The sequence below is a fragment of the Ruminococcus sp. 210702-SL.1.03 genome, assembly GCF_020559915.1.
In the GTDB taxonomy this organism is placed as follows: domain Bacteria; phylum Bacillota; class Clostridia; order Oscillospirales; family Ruminococcaceae; genus YE71.
In genome coordinates this window covers 71,895-96,485 of sequence record NZ_JAJCLZ010000006.1, presented here as the reverse complement: position 1 = coordinate 96,485, position 24,591 = coordinate 71,895, and the positions used below count along the sequence as shown (strand labels likewise).

At 52.6% G+C, this 24,591-nt stretch carries 21 protein-coding genes; 6 read left to right on the top strand and 15 right to left on the bottom strand.

Annotated elements, in window-relative coordinates; genetic code table 11:
- Window positions 1-74: 74 nt before the first annotated feature.
- The gene (locus tag LI114_RS05120; RefSeq protein ID WP_227219739.1) at window positions 75-377 is read right to left on the bottom strand and encodes a hypothetical protein; all 303 of its coding nucleotides are present in this window, start codon (window positions 375-377) and stop codon (window positions 75-77) included.
- Between the two features lie 117 nt (window positions 378-494).
- Here LI114_RS05120 and LI114_RS05115 point away from each other — a divergent pair, with 117 nt between their 5' ends.
- Window positions 495-1,256, top strand: a complete 762-nt coding sequence (locus LI114_RS05115) for a YdcF family protein (RefSeq protein WP_227219738.1) — start codon at window positions 495-497, stop codon at window positions 1,254-1,256.
- A gap of 51 nt (window positions 1,257-1,307) precedes the next feature.
- Here the strand turns inward: LI114_RS05115 and LI114_RS05110 are convergent, their stop codons facing one another.
- The 14 genes from LI114_RS05110 to speD form a co-directional block, all read right to left on the bottom strand.
- Window positions 1,308-3,998, bottom strand: coding sequence for a glycosyl hydrolase family 59 (locus tag LI114_RS05110; protein WP_227219737.1), 2,691 nt, complete (start codon window positions 3,996-3,998; stop codon window positions 1,308-1,310).
- 94 nt (window positions 3,999-4,092) lie between these two features.
- Window positions 4,093-5,187 carry a redox-regulated ATPase YchF gene (gene ychF, locus LI114_RS05105; protein ID WP_022127282.1) on the bottom strand — a complete coding sequence of 365 codons (1,095 nt, stop codon included), beginning with the start codon at window positions 5,185-5,187 and terminating at the stop codon, window positions 4,093-4,095.
- 66 nt (window positions 5,188-5,253) lie between these two features.
- On the bottom strand, window positions 5,254-5,514 hold the full coding sequence (locus LI114_RS05100; protein ID WP_022127283.1) for a hypothetical protein: 261 nt from the start codon (window positions 5,512-5,514) through the stop codon (window positions 5,254-5,256).
- A gap of 51 nt (window positions 5,515-5,565) precedes the next feature.
- Window positions 5,566-8,328 (bottom strand): FtsX-like permease family protein, encoded by a 2,763-nt coding sequence (locus LI114_RS05095; protein WP_227219736.1) that lies wholly within the window; start codon window positions 8,326-8,328, stop codon window positions 5,566-5,568.
- 9 nt (window positions 8,329-8,337) lie between these two features.
- Window positions 8,338-9,540 carry a PLP-dependent aminotransferase family protein gene (locus tag LI114_RS05090; protein WP_227219735.1) on the bottom strand — a complete coding sequence of 401 codons (1,203 nt, stop codon included), beginning with the start codon at window positions 9,538-9,540 and terminating at the stop codon, window positions 8,338-8,340.
- Between the two features lie 139 nt (window positions 9,541-9,679).
- Window positions 9,680-11,326 carry a hypothetical protein gene (locus LI114_RS05085; protein ID WP_227219734.1) on the bottom strand — a complete coding sequence of 549 codons (1,647 nt, stop codon included), beginning with the start codon at window positions 11,324-11,326 and terminating at the stop codon, window positions 9,680-9,682.
- A 246-nt stretch (window positions 11,327-11,572) separates the two neighbouring features.
- Complete coding sequence (locus LI114_RS05080) at window positions 11,573-12,433, bottom strand: polysaccharide deacetylase family protein (protein ID WP_227219733.1); 861 nt, start codon at window positions 12,431-12,433, stop codon at window positions 11,573-11,575.
- Between the two features lie 110 nt (window positions 12,434-12,543).
- A complete protein-coding gene (nspC, locus tag LI114_RS05075; RefSeq protein WP_227219732.1) occupies window positions 12,544-13,701 on the bottom strand; it encodes a carboxynorspermidine decarboxylase in 1,158 nt (385 codons plus the stop codon).
- Window positions 13,702-13,704: 3 nt separating this feature from the next.
- Complete coding sequence (locus LI114_RS05070; protein ID WP_227219731.1) at window positions 13,705-14,907, bottom strand: saccharopine dehydrogenase family protein; 1,203 nt, start codon at window positions 14,905-14,907, stop codon at window positions 13,705-13,707.
- Window positions 14,908-14,956: 49 nt separating this feature from the next.
- Window positions 14,957-15,865 (bottom strand): YwqG family protein, encoded by a 909-nt coding sequence (locus LI114_RS05065; protein ID WP_227219730.1) that lies wholly within the window; start codon window positions 15,863-15,865, stop codon window positions 14,957-14,959.
- Window positions 15,866-15,877: 12 nt separating this feature from the next.
- Window positions 15,878-16,726, bottom strand: coding sequence for an agmatinase (gene speB / locus LI114_RS05060; RefSeq protein ID WP_227219764.1), 849 nt, complete (start codon window positions 16,724-16,726; stop codon window positions 15,878-15,880).
- Complete coding sequence (gene speE, locus LI114_RS05055; RefSeq protein WP_022126963.1) at window positions 16,719-17,570, bottom strand: polyamine aminopropyltransferase; 852 nt, start codon at window positions 17,568-17,570, stop codon at window positions 16,719-16,721. Before speE ends, speB begins: the two co-directional genes overlap by 8 nt.
- A gap of 6 nt (window positions 17,571-17,576) precedes the next feature.
- The gene (locus tag LI114_RS05050) at window positions 17,577-19,025 is read right to left on the bottom strand and encodes an aminotransferase class I/II-fold pyridoxal phosphate-dependent enzyme (protein ID WP_227219729.1); all 1,449 of its coding nucleotides are present in this window, start codon (window positions 19,023-19,025) and stop codon (window positions 17,577-17,579) included.
- 3 nt (window positions 19,026-19,028) lie between these two features.
- A complete protein-coding gene (speD, locus tag LI114_RS05045) occupies window positions 19,029-19,790 on the bottom strand; it encodes an adenosylmethionine decarboxylase (RefSeq protein WP_227219728.1) in 762 nt (253 codons plus the stop codon).
- A gap of 694 nt (window positions 19,791-20,484) precedes the next feature.
- Here speD and LI114_RS05040 point away from each other — a divergent pair.
- From LI114_RS05040 to LI114_RS05020, 5 genes are all read left to right on the top strand, one after another.
- The gene (locus LI114_RS05040) at window positions 20,485-20,757 is read left to right on the top strand and encodes an ACT domain-containing protein (RefSeq protein ID WP_227219727.1); all 273 of its coding nucleotides are present in this window, start codon (window positions 20,485-20,487) and stop codon (window positions 20,755-20,757) included.
- 35 nt (window positions 20,758-20,792) lie between these two features.
- Entirely contained in the window at window positions 20,793-22,148 is a 1,356-nt protein-coding gene (locus tag LI114_RS05035) for a PFL family protein (RefSeq protein ID WP_227219726.1), read from the top strand.
- Window positions 22,149-22,275: 127 nt separating this feature from the next.
- Window positions 22,276-22,866 (top strand): hypothetical protein, encoded by a 591-nt coding sequence (locus LI114_RS05030; protein ID WP_227219725.1) that lies wholly within the window; start codon window positions 22,276-22,278, stop codon window positions 22,864-22,866.
- 52 nt (window positions 22,867-22,918) lie between these two features.
- Window positions 22,919-23,779, top strand: a complete 861-nt coding sequence (locus LI114_RS05025; protein WP_227219724.1) for a histidinol-phosphatase HisJ family protein — start codon at window positions 22,919-22,921, stop codon at window positions 23,777-23,779.
- A 22-nt stretch (window positions 23,780-23,801) separates the two neighbouring features.
- Complete coding sequence (locus LI114_RS05020; RefSeq protein ID WP_227219723.1) at window positions 23,802-24,473, top strand: redox-sensing transcriptional repressor Rex; 672 nt, start codon at window positions 23,802-23,804, stop codon at window positions 24,471-24,473.
- Window positions 24,474-24,591 lie beyond the last annotated feature (118 nt).

Below are 24,591 nucleotides of genomic sequence, written 5' to 3'. Positions count from 1 at the left end.
GGAAATGATCTAATTATCGCAGCCAAGCGCCGAAATTTCTTGCAGAAAGTTCAGCGTCAAAAAGTCAGTTTAATTTAGTTAAGGCTATTATTTTCACCAGTGCCGAAAATCTCTAAATTATTGTATTTCGCCCATTCGTCCTCGCCAAGCTCGCCGCCCGCGGCAATCAGCCCCGTACACTCGTTCGCTGAAGCGGCAGGGTCAAGCGTTTCGCGGTGCTTCGGTATGCCGCCGCCCGCCGCGCTGTAAAGTTCCGCAAACGCCCCCACCCCGCCGCGGTGCATTTTCTGCTGTAAACTCAGCGGCAGCGAATTGTAAAAACGCATCGCCCTGCTGTCAGATTCAAGTAATTCGGATAGATCTTTGTAATCATTCATCGCTAAAACTCCTCTCTTTTCAGCATATTTTTCCCTTACCGCCGAGATTTATACCTTGTAAATCGTGCGAAACTGTGGTATAATAGCGTATATGACCACAAAAAGGAGTTTTAAAATTTGCAAAATATAGCGATAATGCTTGCAGGATACATCATATCAATTTTCTGTGTGCCGCTTCCGCGCGTGTGCTCGGGCAATGCAGCAGGCATTTTCGGCGGTGTGCTGCTGTTTATATATACCGTATATTTCCAAAACGTGAACGCCGCCGTCTGCCGATTTGCGCAAAAAGGCGCGCCGCAGTTCGCGCTGGTAGTCCTGATCTGCACGCTCATGCTGATCGCGATAGTCTATTTTACCAAACTCAGCATAAAAATGTATGTTGCTCAGCGCCGCCGACCGCCGACTTCCCTGCCCTGCACCGTTATCGTGCTCGGCTGCCGCGTAAAAGGCACGCGCCCCACGCGAATGCTTCGCCGCCGACTCGCCGCCGCCTACGATTACCTGCGCGAAAACCCGCGCGCCGTCTGCATAGTTTCGGGCGGACAAGGCGCGGACGAGCAGATCAGCGAGGCGCAGGCGATGCGCGACTACCTCGTCGAACTCGGGCTTGAACCCTCGCGAATTTTTATGGAAGACAGTTCGCGCGACACGATGCAGAACCTGCGCTTTTCGCTCGAGATCATCAAGGCCGCCGACCTGCCGCAGACCGTTGCCGCCGCGACCGACAGCTTTCACCAGTACCGTGCCGCGATGCTCGGCAGGCGGCTCGGGCTTTCGCTCTACGCCGTTTCCTCCAAGACCGAGCCGCGCTACGCCCCGACCTACTGGGTTCGCGAGTGGTTCGCGATAGTAAAATACACGTTTTTCAGCCGCGGTTAAATTCACATATGTACAAAAAAACGGACTTGTTTTCGCAAGTCCGTTTCTCAGTTATACCTTGTTTTTACGCTTTTTTCTCACGCTGATAATTATCGCCGCAAGCGCCGCCGCACCTACAACCGCCGCTATCGCCGCAGTTGAGCGGCTGTTCGCGGTCTGCTTTTCATTTGAGATCGCCGACTTTTCCATGCCGCTGTCGTTCAACATTCCTCCGTCTGGATCGCCGTTTTGCAGGACGGTCATACTGCCGTACTCGTAAGCGTCGAAGCCGAGCGTGCCGGAATGAACCGTAAATTTCAGCTTATGGTCGCCCATCCCCAGCCCGTAGCGCCGCCAAAACGCCTGCTTCGAGCCGCTGTTGACCTTGATCTTATCCGCGACCACCTTGCCGTCAAGCTCAACGGTGATGACCGCCTCGCTCGCCGTACCGATTAGCGCAGCGCTGTCGCCATCAAATTCAAACTCCGCCATGCTTCCGTCAGAAGCGTATGAAGCGGTGCGGTTGTGATTGGTAAAACTATCCATCGTATTGTGTTCCCAATCGCCGTCAAATTTCACACTGCCGTCCAGCTCATCGCAGCGAACAACGTAGTTCGTCATGTCGGCTGGCAGCACCGCTAGATCGTCGAAACTGTTGCGGTCGTAGGAGCTGAAAAGCGCCGCTCTGCCCGAGAAGACCGCCGCATTTTCCAGCGGTACCGAAGCCACCTGCACCCCGTCGGCCGCCGCCGTTAGAACATCGCCCTGCGCCGTAACTGTCAGAGTATGCCAAAGCGCGGGATCAAATTTGTCCAGCTTGCCCTCCGCGAGCGTTTCGGAATTGCTGCAAAACCGCCAGTCGCCCGTGCGCACAAGTTCCAGCCGATAGCCGCTGCGTGAAAGCTTCGCCGAAGCGTTGATGTACCGCAGACCAACGCCCGCGTAGCACTCCTTGTCGCCGTTTTCGTCAAGCTTCACCTTCGCGCTGACGGTGTAATTCGCCCAAGTGTCGTCGCCGAGCGTGGTGACCGGCTCGGGAGTCATGCCCCACTCGATCCCGCGCAGATCGTCAGTGATCTGCTGAGTCAGCACGTTGCCCTCGTCCGTCTGCTCGACCTCGAAAGCCCCTCCCATGTCGGTAGTGTAGCGCGGCGCATTTCCGCGATCTTCCAAATAATCCTCAGCCTTGTCTGCATACTCAAAATCGTCCGAATATGGCAGAGCCAGCCGCTCCTGCGGGGTATCGTCAGTGAGGTCAACGGGCTGGACTTCCAGCGTCGAGATAGTAACCAGCGAATACGGCTTGACGGATAACTGGTATGAATAGCCATCAGAGGATTTTTCAGGCTCTATCGCCATGATATTCTTTAGATAATTCTCGTTATAAGCGCCATCGTCCGGCCCGCGCGTTTCCCATACCTGCACTGCGGAAGCAGCATGATCAAGATTTTTCACCGTAAAAGTATAGTTTCGCTCGGTGGACGTGTTGTTCGCCAGTACCGCCGAGTAGTCGCCGGTTTCCGGATCAGCGAGGGTCACGATGTTGTTCGTCGTTTCGGAAAGCACATGGTTTTCCTCTTTACCATCGCCCGCGCAAGCGCTCTTCACAAACTGCCAGCCCTTTTCGGTGAACAGACTGAAATGCTCGCAGAGGTACATTCCCGCGCCCGCCTCCAAAGCGCCCGACCACGGCTGATTTGCTGTAATAAGCTGCTTCGGATAGTAGGTCGCGCCGCTGTAATAGGCGGCGACAGGCGGCTGAAACTCGTACATCGTGTAGCCGCCGTTGGGGTACATATTTATGATGCACCCCGCCACATCGAGCATACTGTTCACGCCGGAAATGCCCGAGCCGTCGGCAGTAGCGGCATATTTTGCCTCGCCCGCGGGCGGCAGACCCTCGCTGTACCAAAGCTCCTTGCCGTACTTGTCGCGGCATTTCAGCGTGTTTTCGTCCGCCGTCGAGGTGTAGTGGATGCCGATGACGTCGACCGCGTCCATCAGATCTTTGTCCTCCAGCATCATCGAAGCGAGGTCGTAGCGCGCATCTTGGTCGGCGGCAACTATCTTAATATTCTTATATTCATACGGCGTATCCTTTTCCGAATGAAGCGTGTTCGCGAAGTATTTTATCCACCCCGCGTCGATAGATTTTTCGTTAAAATTCGGTGCAACGTAGTCAAATTCCAGCCCGTAAGTTTCGTAAGCTGAGTTAAGCGTCTGCTTGAACCACTTGTACCTCAGCTCACGAACGCCGTCAACGCCTTTGCCATTTTTTATAAAAGCAGGTGCACCCCAAGAGAGCAGTTCTAGCGTAACGTCGGGGTTGATAGCCTTAACGTCCGCCGCCAGTCTAAAGCCCGCGCCGCGCCTAACATTGACAGCATCTTCCTCAGAACGCATCGTGGACGGCTCAGTACCGCTAGAAGAGTTGACATCTGCGCCCATTTCGATCTTTAAATGGGTCATTCTGACAGCTCCATTCGGGTCGAACAACCAGTTCAGCAGCTTTTGATACGCCTCGGGCTGCTCGTCCATGTAGTCCAGCAGCAGCCGCGAAGAATTGTTCGCCGATATGCAGCCGAAACCGCGGTAAGCGTCATTTTTCGCCGTGTCGCAGGTGCTGCCGTCGATCGTGACTTCAAAAACGCCGCTAGGTACGACGTTTTCCGTCTTTGAGGACTCCGCCGATACCCCTCCCGTCAGCGCGGAAGCAGCAAAACAGAGAGCGCATAATGCGGCAGTCAGTTTTGTTTTTTGCATAAAATAATCAATCCATTCATAAACAAATTTTCCTATTTGTTTATCTTCCTCGCCTTTTACTTCTCTATATTTTCAGTTTCATATTTTTATATTTTCAGACGTTGAAACGGAACAGAACTATGTCGCCATCCTGCATAACGTACTCCTTGCCCTCAGAGCGCACCAGACCCTTTTCCTTAGCTGCCGTCATCGAGCCGCAAGCCATCAAGTCGTCGAAGGACACAACTTCCGCGCGGATAAAGCCCTTCTCGAAATCAGAGTGTATCTTGCCCGCCGCCTGCGGAGCTTTCGTGCCCTTTTTGATCGTCCAAGCCCTAACTTCGGGCTGACCGGCGGTGAGATAGGAAATAAGTCCCAGCAACGAGTAGCCAGCCTTGATGATCCTGTCAAGACCCGACTGCTCCAGACCGAGATCGGAGAGGAATATCTCCTTTTCTTCGTCAGTCATGTCAGAAATTTCCGCTTCGAGCTGCGCACATATCGGGAAAACCGCCGAGCCTTCCGCCTTTGCGATCTCGCACACCTCGTTGTAGTGCTCGTTTTTCTCAACACCGTTTGTGAAATCCTCGTCCGAAAGATTCGCCGCGTAGATCACGGGTTTCAGCGAGAGCAGCGGGGTCTCTTTCAGCCATTCGCGCTGCTCGTCGGTCATCTCGAAAGCGCGCGCCGCCTTGCCCTCCTCCATGAAAGCTTTTAACTCCTCGAGAAATTCCACCTGCGGCGCGAGCGATTTGTCGCCCTTCATAGCCTTTTTCGTGCGGTCAAGCTTGCGCTCGATCAGCTCAACGTCTGAGAATATCAACTCGAGGTCGATGGTTTCAATGTCGCGGCGGGGGTTTATGCTGCCGTCAACGTGGATAATATTGTCATTTTCAAAGCAGCGGACAACGTGCACGATAGCGTCTACTTCGCGGATATTTGCCAAAAACTTGTTGCCAAGTCCCTCGCCCTTTGAAGCGCCCTTTACCAGTCCCGCAATATCAACAAATTCCAGCGTAGCAGGGGTAAACTTCTCGGGATCATACATATCACGCAGCTTTTCCAGGCGGACATCTGGCACGCTAACTATGCCAACATTTGGTTCAATTGTGCAAAAAGGGTAGTTTGCGCTCTCAGCACCGGCGTTAGTAAGCGCGTTAAAAAGTGTCGATTTGCCAACATTCGGCAGACCTACCATTCCTAATTTCATTTATATCTTCCTTTCAAAAAAACGCAAAGGCGGTCACACGCCGCCTTCGCACGCTTTTTTTGTAAATTATTCACATTCGCAGCATTCGCACTCATCGTCGCAGCAGTCGTCAAGATAGTCCTCGCCCTCGTAGCTGACATTGTTGCTGCCGATGGTCGTGGTCTTGTTCTTGCGCGGCGAGATGAGCATTCCGACGATCACGCCGAAAAGGAACATCGAGATCGACATCCAAAATGCCTCGTCCTTAGATACAAAAGTATCCAGTTTTTTCTTGATCGTTCCGATGTTTTCGCTCAGTTTTGCGGTAATCATTTCAAATTTTTCCATGGTAATTTCATCCTATAAACTTATTTATTGTTGCTGTATTATACAGTTATTTCATTCTATGGATTTTAAAGACTGCGCCATGTCAATATTCCGCAGCCTGAAATACAGCGCTCCATTCACTATGCAGGCAAAACCCGCCGTCAGCAGCGCGCCGATGATGTACGAAGCCGCGTTCAGTTCGCGAATGAACATCACCGCCTCGACCTCCACCGTCACGACCACGAAATAGTGCAGGAGTTTGCCCAGCCCCAGCCCGATGATTATGCCGATCGCCGTCGAGATAACGCTTTCGCGGTAGATGTACGCCGCCGTTTCGCCGTCGTAAAAGCCCAACACCTTCACCGTTGCCAGCTCGCGCATGCGCTCTGTAATGTTAATGTTTGCCAGATTGTACAGTACCGTCGCCGCGAGGAACGCCGCGCAGACTATCAGCAGCAGCACTATCGCGTTCATGCTTTTGATCGAGCGCATAAAGCTTTTCACCGAGTCGTCCTTGAAAGTCACGCCCAGTACCCGTTCGTCTGAGATCAGCTCGCTTTTCACGCTCTCGTTGCTTGCAGAATTATCCGTATTCAGCAGTGCAATGTTATCCTGCGGCTTTTTGCCAAACGTCTTTTCGTACTGCGCGTCTGTCATAAATATGTAATTCAGCGCGTAATTCTGCATTATCCCGCCGATCTCCGCTTCGTATCTGTCGCCGTCTGGGTCGGTAAAGCTTATGCTGTCGCCCTCGGAAAGGTCGCACATATCTGCCAGTTTTTGCGTTATCGCAACGCCATTTTCTGGGTCGATGTCGCTGCCGTCGGGGCGCTTCATCTGCACATATCTGTCTTTCAGACCGTCCGCCGCGATTATCGTCGCCGAGTAACCGTCGCCGCCGTCCGCTTCTACCGCCATGGAAAACGCAGCTTTGCTGTATTTCACACCATTGCAGTCCTCCACAGCCTTGTATGCGTTGTCAAAATCCGTATTCAGCGCCACTATTGCCGAATAGCGGAATATCTCGCCAAACTGCTTGTCGATTATCGCCGATACCGAATTTTTCAAGCCGAAGCCTGTGATTATCAGCGCCGTGCACCCCGCCACGCCTATCACCGTCATGAAAAAGCGCTTTTTATACCTCAGCAGATTTCGCACCGTTACTTTCATAAGAAAGCTCAATTTGTTCCAGATTGCGGGCGCTCTTTCCAGCAGCACTCGCCTGCCTGCCGCGGGGGCTTTCGGGCGCATTATCTCAGCGGGCTGCGCACGCAGTTCTCTGCGGCATGAATACACCGCCGCCGCGCAGGTCAGCAGCACCGAAACGCACGCCGCCGCCAGCATATACGCAGGTCGGAAAGGCGTTGCCGCACCGGGGATATTGTACATTATGCGGTAGGTGCGGATTATCAGTCTTGGAAATATCTGAAGCCCAGCCGCCGCGCCGATACAGCTTCCCGTCAGCGAAGCCAGTGCGCCGTATATCATGTATTTTGCCAGAATATGTATCTCGCCATATCCCAGCGCCTTGTAAACGCCTATGACCGTCCGCTGTTCCTCCACCATTCGCGTCATGGTCGTTAGACAGACCAGCGCTGCTATCAGTATGAAGAACATCGGGAATACTTTGGAAACGTTGTTTATCTTTTCGGCGTCGTCGCGGTAGCCTTCGTAATCGCTGAGGTCAAAACGCGTTTGGTTGTAAAATTTCAGCTCCGACGCATTTTCAAGCTGCTCTTTCGCCGCCGCAAGCTCGATTTTCGCCTGCTCCAGCTGCTCAGAATAGCCTTCGCGCACGCTGCCGTCTGTATCGCCGATAAGCGCCGCCAGCATATCCGCCTTTTCGTTGGTCTGCATGAGCTGCGATTTTATCAGCACTTTCTGAAAGCTCTTCTCCTGCTGAGCGTATTTTTTTTGCAGCTCAGCGGCCGCCGCGAGCGCCTTTTCATGCAGCGCCGAAAGGCTGTCCACGTCGGTGGAGAGCACGCTTTCCAGCGTTTCTATCTCGCCCTGCGCATAGTCGATCTTTTGCTGAGCCGAGTTTTTCATGCTCTCGTACCGCTGCGAAACGCTCTCTTCAAAAGCTTTTTCTGCCGCCGCTCCGCGCTTTTCCGTCTGCTTTTTGTACTCCTCTGAAAATGGTTCGTACCCGCTCATGCCCTCCAGCCGAACGTACAGATCGGTGTAATAATCGCACACAAAGCTCTCTTCCGGCAGGAAAATATTGCTGTTTACGCTGCCACTGCCGATGGACGCATGGTCTCGCTCAAAGCCGATGTACAGCGGCGAGATAACCACGCCGACTATCTCGAAAGTGTCGCAAGCCAGCGTATCGGTCACCTTTTCCGAGCTGTTTGGGGCTTTCAGCGTTATCTTTTCGCCTATTTTAAACGTATCTGGCGCGCCGATCTTCACTTCAACCGCACACTCGTTCTTCGCAGTCGGCAGTCTGCCCTCCTGCAAAACGGGCACGTTCAGGTCGTTCACGCCTCCGCTCTCGACGTTTGAATTTATCGAGATAGCTTTGAGGACAACGTTGCGCTGATCGTAATTGTAATAAAATTCCTTAGAGTACCCCGCGCACGCGCCCTCTACCCCCTCCGCCGAGCGCACCGCCGCTATGTCTTTCGACTTGACGCCGATGTTTGAGCGCAGGCGCAGATCCATAAGCCTGCTCTGCTCAAAGTAGTTTGAGGCGGTGAGTATCATATCGGGGCAGGAGGCTTTTATGCCCGTAAAAAAGCCGCAGCCAAGCGCGATTATAAGGAATACCGACATAAATCTGCCGAACGAACGCCTTATCTCGCGCAGCGCGTCTTTAAAAAGCGCCGTCATAAAAGCGCGTTATTCGCCGAACATCTCTTTTGAGAGCTTGCCGAGTATCTCGCAGCCCTTTATGATGTTCTCATCGGTAGGCGTAGAGAAGTTCATTCTGAACGAGCGGCTCTCGTCATCGTCATTGATATTGAAAGCCGTGCCGGGAACTATCGCCACCTTGTAGTCCTTTACCGCGGTGGTGCAGAAATCTACCATCTGCTGAGTAGTAACGCCCTCGGGAAGAGTGCACCAGATGAAGAGTCCGCCCTGCGGGTTAGTATGGGTGATCTTGGAAGAGAAATTCTTATCTATCTCGCTGAGCATAAGGTTGGTCTTGTGCTCGTAAACGCGGCGCAGCTTAGCCAGATGCTCATCGAGGTCGTATTTTTTGAGGAAGCGGTAAGCCAGCATCTGCGACCACATAGTCGAGTGAACGTCGGCTACCTGCTTGCAGACTACTATCTTCTGAACAATGTCCTTGTGCGCGCAAACGTAGCCTACTCTAATTCCGGGCGAGAGTATCTTAGAGAAAGTGCCCGAGTAGATAACGCTGCCTTCGGTATCGAGGGTCTTTATGCTCTTAACGTCCTCGCCCGCGAAGCGGAGATCGCCGTAGGGGTTGTCCTCGAGGATAACAGCGCCGTACTTCTTGCAAAGCTCAAAAGCTGCCTTGCGCTTTTCCCAAGACATGGTGTTTCCTGTCGGGTTCTGGAAGTTCGGGATAAGGTAAACCAGCTTTACGCCGCCCTCTTTCAGCTTTTCCTCCAGTTCGGCAATGTTCACGCCGTCGGTTTCAAGGGTAACGCCCTTGAGGTATACGCGGTAAGATTTGAAAGCGTTGAGCGAGCCGATGAAACTGGGCTTCTCAGCCAAAATAACGTCGCCCTCGTTGCAGAGCACTTTGGCGGAAAGCTCGTTGGCCTGCTGCGCGCCGCTTGTTATGATAACTTCATCGTACTCGGGGTTAAAAACGCCGCGGTCTTTGAGTATCTTCTTTACCTCGTCGCGCAGAGGGGTGTAGCCCTCGGTAAGACCGTACTGAAAAGCTACGGAAGGCTCTTCTGCGAGCAGCTCTTTAGAAAGTTCTTCCAGTTCCTTAGCGGGCAGAGCCTCGGGTGCAGGCGAACCTGCGGCAAAGGAAATCACCTGCGGGTCTGCCGAATATTTCAATATCTCTCTTATAGCGGAAGCCTGTAAGTGAGATACTTTTTCTGAAAACTTAAATTCCATGATATTTTCTTCCTTTCAAAAAATTATACAATATAATTATAGCACATATTCGCCGCGATTGCAAGGGCTGGGCGGATAAAAATGCGCAAAAAAAGAGCGGCAAAGCGCCGCCCTTTAAGAAATTTTCAATTGTCGATCATCAAGCGTCAAGGTAGCTGTTTGCGGGGGAAGCAGAAGCAGTTGCCGAAAAGTCGCTGTTGTCAGTGCCTGCTATCTGAGCGTTGAAAATAAGGTTGTAAAGCTCTTCGCCGAGAGTAGTCTTTAGCGATTCGAGCCATGCGTCGCCATTCATCGAAGAAACGTACTGGTCGAGCTGGTCGTTGTCGCTGATGTTGTACATCGTGCCGCTCGGAACCGTGATGTCCGAAGCGTCGGTCTCCTGCGCGGTGATCGCGATAGTGCCGAGGTCGGTATCGTTAGCGCTCAGAGCAATGTTGGTGTCGATGTTCGTGCCGCTGTTGTTGAAGTCGTATACCATGCTGATATTGTCGCTGGAATCGGTCACATTTATGGTAATTTTACCTGTCAGCGAATCTTCGCCGGCGGTGAGGTTATCATATGTAGCGGTAACGTTAGTAGTTTCGTCCGAATCGTTCATGGTCATCTTTACAGAGCCGTTGATGGTATCGCCGTCGATGTCAACTGCGCCCGCCGCAACGAATTCGTCTGTGCCGTCGGAAGTGAACTTCCAGTCGAGTATCATCTGCTTATCAGTCGAGTAATTAACTATCTGATAGCTGTCGTCGCCGCCCTCGGCTTTAAAGCCTTGAACTTCGTCGCCGTTGTAGTAAACGTCGAAAGTAAGAGCGCTGTCGTCGCCCTCGTCGATGCTTGTCAGCAGCCCATCCCACATCGAATTGTAGTCGTCCTCGGAAAGACCCGCGCTTGTCATAGCACCCTTGAGCGTTTCGTCAGCCTTAGCCTTGTCAGCCACCGCCTGCGCTATCTTCTTGCCGTCCTCTTTGGTGATGGTGTAGGTCTTAGTAGTAAGTGTGTAAGATTTTCCGTCGATCTCGCCGGTCTTATCAGCTCCGTCGGTCGCTTCGGGAGCGTTTTCCTTGATGGTGTCGCCGTAAGTTTCGAGGTCGGTGAGCAGCGCGTCGAAATCTATATCCGAAAGCGCGTCTACGTTCAGGTCTGAAAGACCCGCCGCGGGAGAAGCCATCATGTCGGCAGTGTAAGACGAAGCCTCGTAAGAATCGTCGGAATCGTAATCGTCAAAATCATAGCTGCTGTAATCTTCGTCAAAAACCGTACCAGTGCCCGCCGCAGAAGCGTACTCCTGCACCAGCGCCGCGAGGTCGTCAGCATTGCCCGTAAGGTAAGCGTCGGAGAACTCAGGGATCTGGAAATAAGCAGTTTCGTTGGCGTTGTCGATGACCATATTAGCCGAGATAACGGAATTTGCGCCATAGTTGAAGCCGTAGTTTACGGAAGTCATTTTGTCCTTCTGCTTAGCCTCTACCGAAACGGAAACATCGGAAAGCGGGGTGCTGAGGCCTACGGTATCGCTGACGCTCTGTGAGGGCTTGTAGGTCACCTGTGCGGTGTAAGCGCCGTTGTACTCGCCCTTTGCGAGCTGCTGAGCCTTATTGAGCTGGGCTTCGATATTCTTAGCCGCTTCGTCGATGGTAACTGCGCCCGACTGGCTGCTTTCGTCAGCCGTCTTTGCCTTGCCGTCGCCGCTGTCCTTTACAAATTCAAAATAATATGCCGCGCCCGAGCCTACTACCGTAAGCGCAAGAACGCCTGAAAGCACGGGGGTAAGAAAAGATTTTTTCATCATAGTAAGTGTCCTCCTTAAATGAAGTTATATACTTTTGTTCCTGTTATTATCTTTGAGGTCTGACAGACTGCACGAACGTTCACCAAAACAGTAAAAATATCGACAAAAAGAGTTCATACAATCTACCATTTTAAATATACCACACTTTCCCGAGTTTGTCAAGCGTTTTTGCGCGCAAACCGCCGCTTTTACCAAACTGTAATCAAAAAATATCCCGCGCCGCCGAACGCAGCACGGGATATTCGCTCACTTCAATTTCTCAAATTCAAAGCCCTCGTCGCGTATGCCGTCGATGACCTCGCTCAGCACCTCGGCGTTGGTCTGCGATACCGAATGCAGGAGGTAAACAGCGCCCTCGTGCGCCGCGCCTATCAGCTTTTCCTTAGCCTGCGCAGGGTCCGGCTGGGCGTTCACGTCCCAGTCGGCGTAGGCAAAGCTCCAGAGCATCGTGCTCAGCCCGCAGTCTTTCGTCACGCTGAGCGACTGCTCCGAAAACTCGCCCATCGGCGGGCGGAAAAGCTTCATCGTAACACCGAAATTCTGTTTCATATATTCCTGTAATCCCTCTATCTCCTGCCGACATTCCTCTGCCGACAAGTCGGGCATAGAGTAGTGGCTTACCGAATGATTGCCGACGATGTGCCCCTCGTCTATCATGCGCTGTACCAACTCAGGGTTGCGCTCGGCGTAGTCTTGCAGCAGGAAAAATACCGCCTTTACTTTCTTCTCTTTCAGCGTGTCGAGTATCTGCGCGGTATAGCCGTTTTCGTACCCTTGGTCGAATGTAAGCAGTATATTTTTCTTGTCCTCGCGCAGTGCCTCAGCCCCGTATTTTCCGTAGTTTGCGTTGAAATCCAGCGCACCCGTCGGGCGATTTTTATCGTCCAGCTGAACGCCCTGACCGTAGCCGTGTTTTTCGGTCGAGAGCGCGCCGCCCTGCACTGGCTCTACCGCCGTGCTGTCCATAGTCGTGCGGGCAGTTTTTTTCGCGGCATAGGTGCTCTCCGCCGTGTTGCCGCTGCGGTCGGCGGTATCGTTATCGGCCGCCGCACAGCCCGCTGCGAGCATCGCCGCAGCTGTCATGAGCAAGCAGATCTTCTGTTTCATATTTTATCATTCCTTTCGATGGTGTTACGCTTATTATTCGCCATCGTGCTGATTTTGATTAACGGAAAAATCTGCAAAAAAACAGCGCAGCCGAAGCCGCGCCGTATAATTTATAGCCTGCATTTGAAATTTTCGTAGCCGAAAGTTTTTAGCGTTTCAAAGCTGCCGTCCGTTTTCATAAGCAGAATATCGGGCAGCGGCATACCGTTGAATGTGTTGTTTTTTACCATTGAGTATATCGCCATATCGCCGAAAACCAGCCTGCTGCCGACCGCAATCGGCTCGTCAAACGAGTATTCGCCTATGAAGTCGCCCGAAAGGCATGTCTGCGAGCCTAGGCGGTAGTCGTGCGCCTTTTCATGCAGTTCGCCCGCGCCCGCAAGCGGCGGACGGTATGGCATTTCGAGCACGTCGGGCATATGGCAGGCCGCAGAGGTGTCGAGTATCGCCGTCGGCATATCGCAGTTCACGATGTCGAGCACCTCAGTCGCCAGCCAGCCCGCATTGAGCGCGAAAGCTTCGCCCGGCTCGAGATAGACCTGCACGCCGTATTTTTCCTGCATATGCAAAATGCACCGTTCCAGCCGCGGAATATCGTAATCTTCGCGCGTGATATGGTGTCCGCCGCCGAAATTCACCCACTCCATGCCTTTTAGATAAACGCCGAATTTCTGCTCAAAAGCCGCAATCGTGCGCTCTAAGTCGTCGGAATTTTGTTCGCAGAGGGTGTGAAAATGCAGTCCCGAAACGCCGTCCAGATCCTCCGCACGAAAATCGCGCAGACGTATGCCCAGCCGTGAGCGCGCCGAGCATGGGTCGTAGATCTCGTGCCCCTCCTGCGTGGAAATCTCGGGGTTCACGCGCAGACCTATCTTCTTCCCCGCCGCGAGCACCCTGCCGCGGTATCTGTCGAGCTGGGTGAACGAATTGAAGATGATGTGCCCGCAGTTCGCGATTATCTCGTCGATCTCGCTTTCGCGGTAGGCGGCGGAAAAAACGTGGTTCTCCTTGCCCATCTCCTCCGCGCCCAGCCGCGCTTCAAACAGCCCGCTGCAAGCCGTTCCGCTGACGTATTTGCCTATCAGCGGGTAGAGCGAGTAGCAGGAAAAAGCTTTCTGTGCCAGCAATATCTTGCATCCGGTGCGCTTCTCAACGCCCGCCAGTATCTCCAAATTGCGGATAAGCGCCGCTTCGTCGATGATGTAGCAGGGCGTTTTCAAGCCGCTTTCCGCAAGTATCTTGCTGACTGAATTTGATATTTCCGCCATGTTTTAGTCCACCAACACGGGGTCGAAGTCCTCTTCCCATGGCAGACCCCACTGGTTCAGCGCTTCCATGAAAGGATCCGGGTCAAACTCCTCGATGTTGTAAACGCCCGGCTTAGACCACTTGCCCGTCATTATCATCATAGCGCCGATCATCGCGGGCACGCCCGTTGTGTAAGACACCGCCTGCGAACCTACCTCGCGGTAGCATTCCTGATGGTCGCAGATATTGTAAAGATAGTAATTCTTATCCTTGCCGTCCTTTTTGCCGCGGAAAATGCAGCCGATGTTCGTCTTGCCGACGGTGCGCGGACCGAGCGACGCAGGGTCGGGCAATACGGCTTTGAGGAACTGGAGGGGCACTATCGGTCTGCCCTCGTACATTATCGGCTCGATAGAGGTCATGCCTACGTCCTCGAGGCATTTCAGATGGTTGAGGTAGCTCTGACCGAAAGTCATGAAAAAGCGTATGCGCTTTATGCCCTTGATGTTGAGCGCCAGCGACTCCAGCTCTTCGTGGTGCAGCAGGTACATATCCTTTTCGCCCACGCCCTTGAAGTTGTAAACGCGCTTTATCTCCATCGGCTCGGTCTCTACCCACTTGCCGTCCTCGATGTAGCTGCCCTTTGCCGAAACTTCGCGTATGTTTATCTCGGGGTTGAAGTTGGTCGCGAATGGATAGCCGTGGTCGCCGCCGTTGCAGTCGAGAATGTCGATGTAGTTTATCTCGTCGAACTGGTGCTTCATGGCGTATGCCGAGAAAACGCCCGTAACGCCGGGGTCAAAGCCGCTTCCCAGCAGCGCTGTGATGCCCGCTTTTTCAAACTTCTCGCGGTAAGCCCACTGCCACTTGTACTCAAACTTGGCGGTGTCCTCAGGCTCGTAATTCGCGGTATCGACGTAGTGGGTCTTGGTAGCAAGGCAGGCGTCCATTATCGTGAGATCCTGATACGGCAGGGCGAGGTTGAGCACTACCGCGGGCTTGTAGCTCTCTATCAGCGCTATCAGCTCGTCAACGTTGTCCGCGTTCACCTGCGCCGTTTCTATAACGGTCTTGGTGGTGGGGGCGAGCTTTTCTTTCAGCGCGTCGCACTTCGATCTCGTGCGGCTGGCTATCATTATCCCCTCAAATACCTCGCTGTTCTGACAGCACTTGTGGATAGCTACCGAGGCAACGCCGCCGCAGCCGATTATCAATGCTTTTGACATTTTCGATCATTCCTTTCCGATCATACGATCTATAAGATTTATACGATTTTTAATAACAATCCCAGTTGTAAATAACATCACTAAAATCAAGCTCTTTGAGCTTTTCTCTGTTTATGAAAAATCCGCAGATGCCCGAATCTCCCCACATTATCTTTTCGCCGCCATTGCCGTAGTCGCTGTCGAGCTGCAAAAGCAGAAAGTCATGGTCGGTGTCCGCTTCGCGGGGGTCTTCCTGCGTAAACGCGGGGTATCCGCCGATCTTGTGGCCAAAAGCTTCCTCGCAAAGCTTTTCATATCCCGCTATCTCGTACGGGTCTATATCCAGATCTGCGAAAGAGCCTATCTGCTTCGGCGGCTGAGCGGCGTTATAATATTCGCAGAAGATCTTCTCGAACCGCGCGTCATACGAGCTCATAGCGTTGCTTTCCAAAGTAAATTTCAAGCCGTATTCGCCTTTCACGGGCATAATGTTTTTATCGTCAAATTCGTTCTTTTTAAACTTAGCCTTTACCTCGTCCTCGGTAACGCTTTTGTCAACGTCTTTGTGATAGATCACCCGAAAAGTATCCTGACGGGTGTTGTCCTCGAACGAAAGCCCCCATAGGTCATCGTTCAGTATCCAAAACTGCAAAAGCCCGCTTTCGGGGAGATCTTTCAGCTTTACCTGCGAGCAGTCTATCTGCGCCAAAAGCCTTAGCTGTCTGCCGTTTTTGTCCTGCGGTATATCGCCCTCGTGCGGAACATAGCCCGTCCCGCCGGCTTTGCTCTCAAATATCGCGGGCTTCGTTTCGGTCAGTTCAAGCCTAGCGCAGTCCGTCAAAGTATTTTTCTCCAGCTCTTTCAAAGCTTCCCGCGCGGCTCTCAGCTCGGCTTCGCGTTCCGAAGTTTCAGCCGATGTGTCAGCCGCCGTATCAGCCGCGGCTTCGTCTTTCTTCTTGAAAAAATCAAACAGCCCCATAATAGCCCCTCTTTACTTGTTGAAATACAGCAGTATCTCTCTCAGCAGCTTGCAGGCGAGCGCCGTAGAGCGCCCCGTTTGATCGTACACGGGCGAAAGCTCGTTGACGTCAAATCCCACGATATTCAGCTTAGCGACCTCTTTTATCGCGCCCATCAGCTCTTTAAAGCTTACTCCGCCCGCTTCGGGAGTGCCCGTGCCGGGAAATTCCGAGGGGTCTATAACGTCGAGGTCTAGGGTGAAGTATACGGGCTGCTGTCCGATTTTCCGTACAGCTTTATCTATGCCGTCGAAGTTGAATTTGTTCATGTATGTGTGCTCAGCCGCAAAGCGGAACTCCGCCCGCTCGCCGCTGCGTATGCCGAACTGATATATCCTGCCGTCGCCGAGTATGTCCCAGCAGCGGTGCAGTACGCAGGCGTGCGAAAGCTGCTCGCCCAGGTAATCGTCGCGCAGGTCGGCGTGAGCGTCAAAATGGATAATGTGCAGATCTGGGTACTTTTTAGCCGCAGCCCTCACCGCGCCCAGCGTAACGAGGTGCTCGCCGCCTATCATGCAGGGGCGCTTTCCGTCTGCCAGTATCTCCGCCGCCCGCTCTTCTATCATCTCGAGCGCGCGCTCGGGGCTGCCGAAAGGCAGCTCTAGGTCGCCGCTGTCGAAAACGCAGATGTCCTCTAAGTCTTTATCCTGATACGGCGAGTATGTTTCTATTCCGAAGCTCTCGCTGCGCATGGCTGAGGAAGCGAAGCGCGTTCCGGGGCGAAAGCTTGTAGTGCCGTCGAAAGGCGCGCCGAAAAGCACCGTCTGCGCGTCCTCATATTCGCAGTCGCAGGCTATGAATGTGCTAATATTTTTACTCAACATCTCTCAGCAGCTCCTCTACATAATTAGGCAGCGCGAACGCTCCTGCGTGCAGACGGGGGTTGTAGTAGCGCGTTTTCAGACCCAGCATGCTCCAGCGTGTGCCGTTGTAATCGTTGGTGGGGTGGTATTTCTTTGAAGCGAAGCCGAAGAGCCAGTGTCCCGAGGGGTATGTGGGTATATGCGCCTGATACACTTTGCTTATCGGGAAGCTTTCTACTATGCGCTTGTGCGAACGCTGCATAGCCGCCGCGTCCTCGGCGTAAAACGGGCTTTCGTGCTGATTGACCATTATGCCGTCCTCATGCAGAGCCTTAAAGCAGCTTCCGTAAAATTCTTTGGTAAAAAGACCCTCGCCCGGCCCGAACGGGTCGGTTGAGTCTACTATTATAACGTCGTAAAGGTCTTCGCAGCGGCGTATGAACTTCACGCCGTCCTCGTAGTAGATGTGTACGCGCGGGTCGTCGAAGCGGCAGGCGGTGGTCGGCAGGTACTGCTTGCATACCTCTACCACCAGCTCGTCTATCTCAACCAAATCTATGCGCTCTACCGCGGGGTAGCGTGTAAGCTCGCGCACTACGCCGCCGTCGCCCGCGCCGATGACGAGTATGTTCTTCGGGTTAGGGTGCACCGCCATGGGCGTGTGAGTTATCATCTCGTGGTAGATAAATTCGTCCTTTTCTGTAAGCATCATGTAGCCGTCGAGCGTTAAAAATCTGCCGAATTCTTTCGAGTCGAAGATGTCGATACGCTGAAATTCGCTGAACCCGCTGTAAAGCTGCCTGTCTACCTTGATGGAAAACTTAACGTTCGGCGTGTGCCGCTCGGTAAACCATAATTCCATTTTCCGTTACACTCCTTTCAGAACATTCAGCCGCTCGATATTTATATCCTCAGTTCCCGTCATCGAGCAGCCCTTTTCCTTTGCGTACTTTATGTATTCTATTATCTCCGCCGTGATAAGCTCGCCGGGGGCGAGTATGGGGATCCCGGGCGGATAGCACATTACAAATTCGCTGCATATCCTGCCGCAGGTCTGCTCCAGCGGCAGCGATTCTTTTTCTGCGTAAAATGCTCGGCGTGGGCTTAGCGCCACGGTGGGGTTTATGTACTCGTGCGAGAGCATTCCCGCGCCAGACTTGCCGAAGCGGCGGCGTATCTCTGCCAGCGCGCTTATCAGCCGCTCTACGTCCTGCTTTCTGTCGCCTACCGAGAGGTAAGCGAGTATGTTGCCTATATCGCCGAATTCTATCTGTATATCGTACTCGTCGCGCAGCAGGTCGTAGACCTCTATGCCCGCCAGCCCTACCGAGAGGGTGTGTACGGAAAGCTTTGAAATATCGAAGTCAAAAACGCTGTCGCCGTTTATCAGCTCTTTTGAAAATGCGTAGTAGCCGCCTATATCGTTTATCTCGCTGCGCGCGTATTCGGCAAGCTCTACCGTTTTCGCGAATATCTCTTTGCCGTGCAGTGCGAGCCTTTTGCGCGATATATCGAGGCTCGAAAGCAGCAGGTATGAGGCGCTCGTGGTCTGCGTAAGATTTACTATCTGCCGCATATAGTCGCTGTTTATAGCCTTGCCCATCAGCAAAAACGAGCTTTGCGTAAGGCTGCCGCCCGATTTGTGCATACTTACCGAAGCCGCATCCGCGCCAGCCGCCATTGCCGATATGGGGAAATTCTCGCCGAAGTAAAAGTGCGTACCGTGCGCCTCGTCCACCAGCACCAGCATACCCTTAGAGTGCGCCAGCTCGGTGATCCGCTTTAGGTCTGAACATACGCCGTAGTAGGTGGGGTTGTTGACGAGTACAGCTTTGGCGTCTGGGTTTTCCTCTATGGCTTTTTCCACCTGCGCCACGCTCATGCCCAGCGCTATGCCCAGCTTATCGTTCACTTCTGGATTGACGTACACGGGCACGGCGTCGCAGAGTATCAGCGAATTTATAGCGCTTCGGTGCACGTTTCGCGGAAGTATTATCTTATCGCCGCTCTTGCAGGCGTACATTATCATGCTCTGTACGGCGGAGGTAGTGCCGCCCACCATGAAGAAAGCGTGCGCCGCGCCGAAAGCCTCAGCCGCGGTGTCTTCCGCCTCGCGTATCACCGAAACGGGGTGGCAGAGATTATCCAGCGGCTTCATAGAGTTCACGTCGGCGTCCATGCACTTCTGCCCTAAAAACTCGCAAAGCTCAGCATTTCCCCTGCCGCGCTTATGCCCCGGCACGTCAAAAGGCACTACGCGCATACGTCTAAATTTTTGCAGCGCCTCGTAAAGCGGCGCGGTGTTTTGATCTTTCATCTTTTAATACACGTTCCTTCCGCTGAATATCTCTATCATCTCGCGGCGCAGCGCGTCGCTTATTTCCAGCCGTGTGCGCGGCGGCAGCTCGTCGGCGTCGATATTGAAAAGATAATTTTGCAGGTACAGATCTTTTATCAGCATCTTTGTGTGAAAGATATTCGCCTGATACACGTTTATATCCAGCGCGTCGTACCGCTGCAAAGTTTCCTCGTCGATGTAATCCTGTATAGACGTTATATTGTGGTCGATGAATATTTTCTCGCCGTCGATGTTGCGGGTAAAGCCGCGCACGCGGTAATCCATCGTTATAATGTCAGATTCGAAGCTGCCTATAAGATAATCCAGCGCGGTAAGCGGCGTTATCTTGCCGCAGGTAGCCACGTCAATATCTACGCGAAAGGTAGCTATGCTGTTGTGCGGGTGAAACTCGGGGTAGGTGTGCACGGTAACGTGGCTTTTATCTAAGTGCGCCGCTATCTCGTTGCCGCCCGCGGGTATCATGGTGTCGTCCGCTATCAGGAAAGTAGCCGAAGCCCCCTGCGGATCGTAATCCTGCTTCGATACGCTCAGCACCTGCGCGCCTATCATTTCGGTAAGGTGGGTCATTATATCGGTAATTCGCTCGGAATTATACTGCTCGTCGATATACTCGATGTACTTATGCTGTTCGCGCTGAGTTTTGGCGTAACAGACATCGTAGATATTGAAGCTGAGCGATTTTGTAAGGTTGTTGAAGCCGTAAAGCTTTAGCTTATTTTCCATGATCTTATCGTCACCCCTTGTAAAAATAAAAAAAGCAGGTAAAAAGCCACATTGCTTTTTTTACCTGCGTGCATGAAGCCCCCCGCCCGCCGCTTTTTGTATACTCCCGAAGCGCACAAGCGAAAGCCTGTTATTTTTCTGCATATTGGTTTTCAGAAGAGTCTATATAGCAAACACTTTTACTACTCTTATTGACCGTTTCACAAGTAAGGGCGGGCTTTTTTTCAAGACCGCCGATAATATGGCGTACTTATAAAATGAATTTCAATAAGGCAACAGAAGTTGCCAGCCGCTTTTATCCAAAAGCAGCGTTCGGCATTTGACCGGGCTGTCCGTTTCCACAACTCTCCGCCCTGCGGCGAAGTGGTCAATAAATTTGCTGTACGATGACTTTCTGAAACATCGCCTATTGCAATTTTCTTTATTTTATCACGCCCGCGCGCCGATGTCAATAGCTTTTTCAAAATTTAACGCGCCCTTTTCAAGTTCTTTACACCGCGCAAAGTCAGCAAAAAAAGGGGTTTAGAGCAATTGCGGGCGTATATACGCGCGGGATATTTTACAATTTGTTAATTTATCTTTTGGCGGCGGCGGCAAAATCGCTTGCAATTTCGGCAAATGTGTGTTATAATAACTTTGTAGTTTTTTTGACAAACAAATAACAAGCAAAATTCTGAAAGGATGGTATATAAACATGAGAGCAATAGTTACCGTAATTGGAAAGGACGCAGTAGGAATACTCGCAAAAGTAAGCACCGAGTGCGCAAATTATAACGCTAACGTTATCGAAGTTACACAGTCGGTCATCGAGGATCTCTTTGCTATGATAATGCTGGTAGATATTTCCAAGCTCAACATTGACTTCGCCGAGATGGCTGAAAAGCTTGCCGCTAAGGGCGAGAACGAGTGGGGTCTGAAAGTGCTGGCTATGCACGAGGACATCTTTAATTGTATGCACCACATCTGATATTCTGCATTTTTTGAGAAAGGTAAGAAAGCATAATGATAAATCAGTATGATATACTCGAGACCATACGCATGATACAGGACGATTGTCTTGACATACGCACTATAACCATGGGAATTTCGCTGCTCGACTGCATCGACCCCGACATCGACAAAGCCTGCAAGAAAGTTTACGATAAAATAACTCTGAAAGCCCGCGACCTGGTAAAAGTAGGCGAGCAGATAGAGAAAGAATACGGCATACCGATAATCAACAAGCGTATATCCGTAACGCCGATAGCAATAATATCGGCAGCCTGCAAGTGCTCGCCAGTGCCTTTCGCTAAGGCTATGGACGAAGCGGCTAAGGCGGTGGGCGTAAACCTCATCGGCGGATACACCGCGCTGGTACAAAAGGGCTTCTCTGAGGGCGACCGTGAGCTTATCGAGTCGATACCAGAAGCGCTGGCTTCTACCGAAAGAGTTTGCTCTTCCGTAAACATAGGCTCTACAAAGACTGGTATAAACCTTGACGCCTGCGGACTTATGGGCAGGATAGTAAAAGAGTGCGCGGAAAAGACGGTTGACAGCGCCTGCTTCGGTGCTGCAAAGCTGGTAGTTTTCTGCAACTCGGTAGAGGATAACCCCTTTATGGCGGGCGCATACCACGGCGTAGGCGAGCCTGACTGCATGATAAACGTAGGCGTTTCCGGCCCCGGAGTTGTACGCGCCGCTCTGCGCAAGTACCCCGACGCCGACATCACCAAGATCTCTGACGTTATAAAAGAGATCTCGTACAAGATAACTAGGATAGGTCAGCTGGTAGGCGTTACCGCTTCTAAGAGATTAGGCGTGCCTTTCGGCATAGTAGACCTCTCGCTCGCGCCGACCCCCGCGGTAGGCGACTCGGTAGCGCACATTCTGGAAGAGATAGGCCTTGAGCGCTGCGGTACTCACGGCACTACCGCCTGCCTCGCTATGCTCAACGACGCTGTTAAGAAGGGCGGCGTAATGGCATGCTCGCGCATCGGCGGACTTTCGGGCGCATTCATCCCCGTATCTGAGGACGCGGGCATGATCGACGCGGCGGTAGCGGGCACGCTCACCATCGAGAAGCTCGAAGCTATGACGGCCGTATGCTCGGTAGGTCTTGACATGATAGTAGTTCCCGGCGACACCGAGCCCGACACCATAGCCGCTATCATCGCGGACGAAGCCGCTATCGGCATGGTAAATACAAAGACCACGGCGGTAAGAGTTATCCCTGCTATCGGCAAAAAGGTCGGCGAAGTTCTCGACTGGGGCGGACTTTTCGGAAAAGGCCCTGTAATGCCGCTTCACAAGGAATCGCCCTCGAAATTCATCAACCGCGGCGGTCAGATACCCGCTCCCCTGCACTCGCTGAAAAACTGACCAAAGCGCGGCTCGCGGATTTGGATAATATGTAGAATTGCTTTATTCTGCTGAGTTTCTGTTGACTTATGCAAGGAAATATTGTATAATTATTACAGAACAAAAGATCAGAAAGGAGCGATCTATCATGAAAAAAATCAGAAAAATCAAAAAGACAACAGCCGTCATCTCGGCGGCGGCTCTATTCGCGGCAATGACCTCATGCGGCAGTACCGAAGCGCCCAAAAACGCTGAGGAAAAGCAGAGCGCTGCCACCACGCAGAGCGCTAAGACCGAGCAGGAAACGCAGCCGATCATCGAAGATACGGCGAACGGCGAGAGGGAAACGATAAGCTTCGAGCGCACCGCCGATAACGAGATCACCACTGCCGACGGCAAATTCACCATTTCGTATGAAGCCGAGCTTTCTGCGGACAGAAGCACGCTTACAGTTACCGAAAGCGTTACCAACAATTCGGGCGAAACGGCTGTGCTAGATATACGTCCGCGCCTGAAAGTTTACACCGACCTCACCGACCCCGACACCATCTTCGCTTTCACCGCCGAATATCAGGGCACTAAGATAAACGCGGGCGAAACTGCGAAGTCCACGGTGGAAAGAACACTGGAAGAGGGCTGGTCTGAGGGCGACGCAGAGCTTTGGCTGAGGGCGCAGACCGATACCGACTGCGCTTACGATTACGCGGGCAGCGAAGCGGGCTTTGAGTTCAAGATCTGATATGACAAGGGGCGGATATTTACCCGCCCTTTTCTTTTGACGGAGGATATTTATGGAGCAGAACAGCATACGCGGGCTTTGCGACCTGCACACGCACACGAATTTTTCGCCCGACGCGAAGTCTGCGCCCGAGGAAATGTGCGAGCGCGCGATAGAGCTTGGTTTGGCAAAATACGCCATCACCGACCACTGCGACGTGAATTTTTGGGAGCGCGCAGAGGGCGACGGCGTGCGAGATTTCGATATGTACGGCAGCGGCAAGTACGCGCCCGCAAGCATCGCCGCGCAGACCGCGCTTAAAGAAAAGTACGCCGGCAGGCTGGATCTGCTCTGCGGAATAGAGCTGGGACAGCCGCTGCAAAACATAGAAAAAGCCGAGCAGATAATGGCTGACAAGCGGCTCGACTTCATAATAGGCTCGCACCACCAAAACGCGGGGCAGGACGATTTCTACTGGATAGAGTACGATAAATTGGACAGTTATGAGATCTCCGCGCTGCTTGAGGACTACTTCACGCAGATGTACGAGATGTGCCGCCGCGGCGGTTTCGACGTGCTGGGCCACCTCACTTACCCGCTGCGCTACATTTGCGGCGAATACGGCATTCAGATAGACCTGCGCCGCTTCGACGACATCATCGCCGAGATATTCCGCACACTCATCGGCGGGGGCATGGGCATAGAGATAAACACCTCTGGACTGCGGCAGAAGTACGGCAGGGCGCTGCCCGACCTCGGCTTTGTAAAGCTTTACCGCGAGCTTGGCGGCGAGATTATAACCCTCGGCTCAGACGCGCACTGCTCCGCCGACCTCGGCAAGGGCATAGCGCAGGGCGCGGAGATAGCGCGGCAGGCGGGATTTAGGTACACCGCCTACTTTAAGGCGCGCCGTGCGGAATTTATCAAGCTGTAAAAATCAGAAAGAAGATGTAAATATGTCTAAAAACGGTTCAATATCGGCGTCAGTAATTAAACGTCTGCCGCGGTATTACAGATTTCTCGGCGAGCTGAGCAAGCAGGGGGTAGACCGCATCTCCTCGCGCGAGCTTTCGCAGAGAATAAAACTCACCGCCTCGCAGATACGGCAGGATCTCAACTGCTTCGGCGGCTTCGGTCAGCAGGGCTACGGCTACCACGTTGACGAGCTGCGCGCGGAGATCGGCAAGATACTCGGCGTGGACAAGCAGTTTCGCACCATACTCATCGGCGCGGGCAACCTCGGCAGAGCCATAGCGACGCACATAAATTTCGACACGCGCGGCTGCGAACTGATAGGCATTTTCGACAGCAACGAGCAGCTTACCGGCAAAACGGTCGGCAACCTTAAAATTATGAACATCAAAACACTGGAAAACTTCTGCCGCGAAAATCACCCGATAGTCGCGGTGCTCTGCATACCGAAAGCCGCGACCCAGCAGATAGCTGACACGCTAGTCGGCATGGGGCTGAAAGCTTTCTGGAACTTTTCCCACTACGATCTCTCGATAGGCTACGATGACATAATTGTAGAAAACGTCCATCTCGGCGACAGCCTGCTGACGCTGACCTACGGCGTGAACGTGCTCACCTCAGACGATGATGACCGAGAGCAGGAAGCGGAGGAGTAACGCAATTTAGATATTTGAACATCGTGCACATTGGCAGGCGAAAGAAAATTTTCGTCTGCTTTTTTTATAAAAACTATTGCAATTGTGAAAATTTTAATGTATAATTATATGTATAAAA

Coding starts and splice junctions, on each gene's coding strand:
- LI114_RS05050 (WP_227219729.1), bottom strand. CDS start 19,025: ATGAAAGATCAAAACACCGCGCCGCTTTACGAGGCGCTGCAAAAATTT.
- LI114_RS05070 (WP_227219731.1), bottom strand. CDS start 14,907: ATGTCAAAAGCATTGATAATCGGCTGCGGCGGCGTTGCCTCGGTAGCT.
- LI114_RS05095 (WP_227219736.1), bottom strand. CDS start 8,328: ATGACGGCGCTTTTTAAAGACGCGCTGCGCGAGATAAGGCGTTCGTTC.
- LI114_RS05085 (WP_227219734.1), bottom strand. CDS start 11,326: ATGATGAAAAAATCTTTTCTTACCCCCGTGCTTTCAGGCGTTCTTGCG.
- LI114_RS05110 (WP_227219737.1), bottom strand. CDS start 3,998: ATGCAAAAAACAAAACTGACTGCCGCATTATGCGCTCTCTGTTTTGCT.
- LI114_RS05080 (WP_227219733.1), bottom strand. CDS start 12,433: ATGAAACAGAAGATCTGCTTGCTCATGACAGCTGCGGCGATGCTCGCA.
- speE (WP_022126963.1), bottom strand. CDS start 17,570: ATGGAATTATGGTTTACCGAGCGGCACACGCCGAACGTTAAGTTTTCC.
- LI114_RS05090 (WP_227219735.1), bottom strand. CDS start 9,540: ATGGAATTTAAGTTTTCAGAAAAAGTATCTCACTTACAGGCTTCCGCT.
- LI114_RS05120 (WP_227219739.1), bottom strand. CDS start 377: ATGAATGATTACAAAGATCTATCCGAATTACTTGAATCTGACAGCAGG.
- speD (WP_227219728.1), bottom strand. CDS start 19,790: ATGGAAAATAAGCTAAAGCTTTACGGCTTCAACAACCTTACAAAATCG.
- LI114_RS05020 (WP_227219723.1), top strand. CDS start 23,802: ATGTCTAAAAACGGTTCAATATCGGCGTCAGTAATTAAACGTCTGCCG.
- LI114_RS05035 (WP_227219726.1), top strand. CDS start 20,793: ATGATAAATCAGTATGATATACTCGAGACCATACGCATGATACAGGAC.
- LI114_RS05025 (WP_227219724.1), top strand. CDS start 22,919: ATGGAGCAGAACAGCATACGCGGGCTTTGCGACCTGCACACGCACACG.
- LI114_RS05030 (WP_227219725.1), top strand. CDS start 22,276: ATGAAAAAAATCAGAAAAATCAAAAAGACAACAGCCGTCATCTCGGCG.
- LI114_RS05065 (WP_227219730.1), bottom strand. CDS start 15,865: ATGGGGCTGTTTGATTTTTTCAAGAAGAAAGACGAAGCCGCGGCTGAT.
- ychF (WP_022127282.1), bottom strand. CDS start 5,187: ATGAAATTAGGAATGGTAGGTCTGCCGAATGTTGGCAAATCGACACTT.
- nspC (WP_227219732.1), bottom strand. CDS start 13,701: ATGGCGGAAATATCAAATTCAGTCAGCAAGATACTTGCGGAAAGCGGC.
- LI114_RS05040 (WP_227219727.1), top strand. CDS start 20,485: ATGAGAGCAATAGTTACCGTAATTGGAAAGGACGCAGTAGGAATACTC.
- LI114_RS05100 (WP_022127283.1), bottom strand. CDS start 5,514: ATGGAAAAATTTGAAATGATTACCGCAAAACTGAGCGAAAACATCGGA.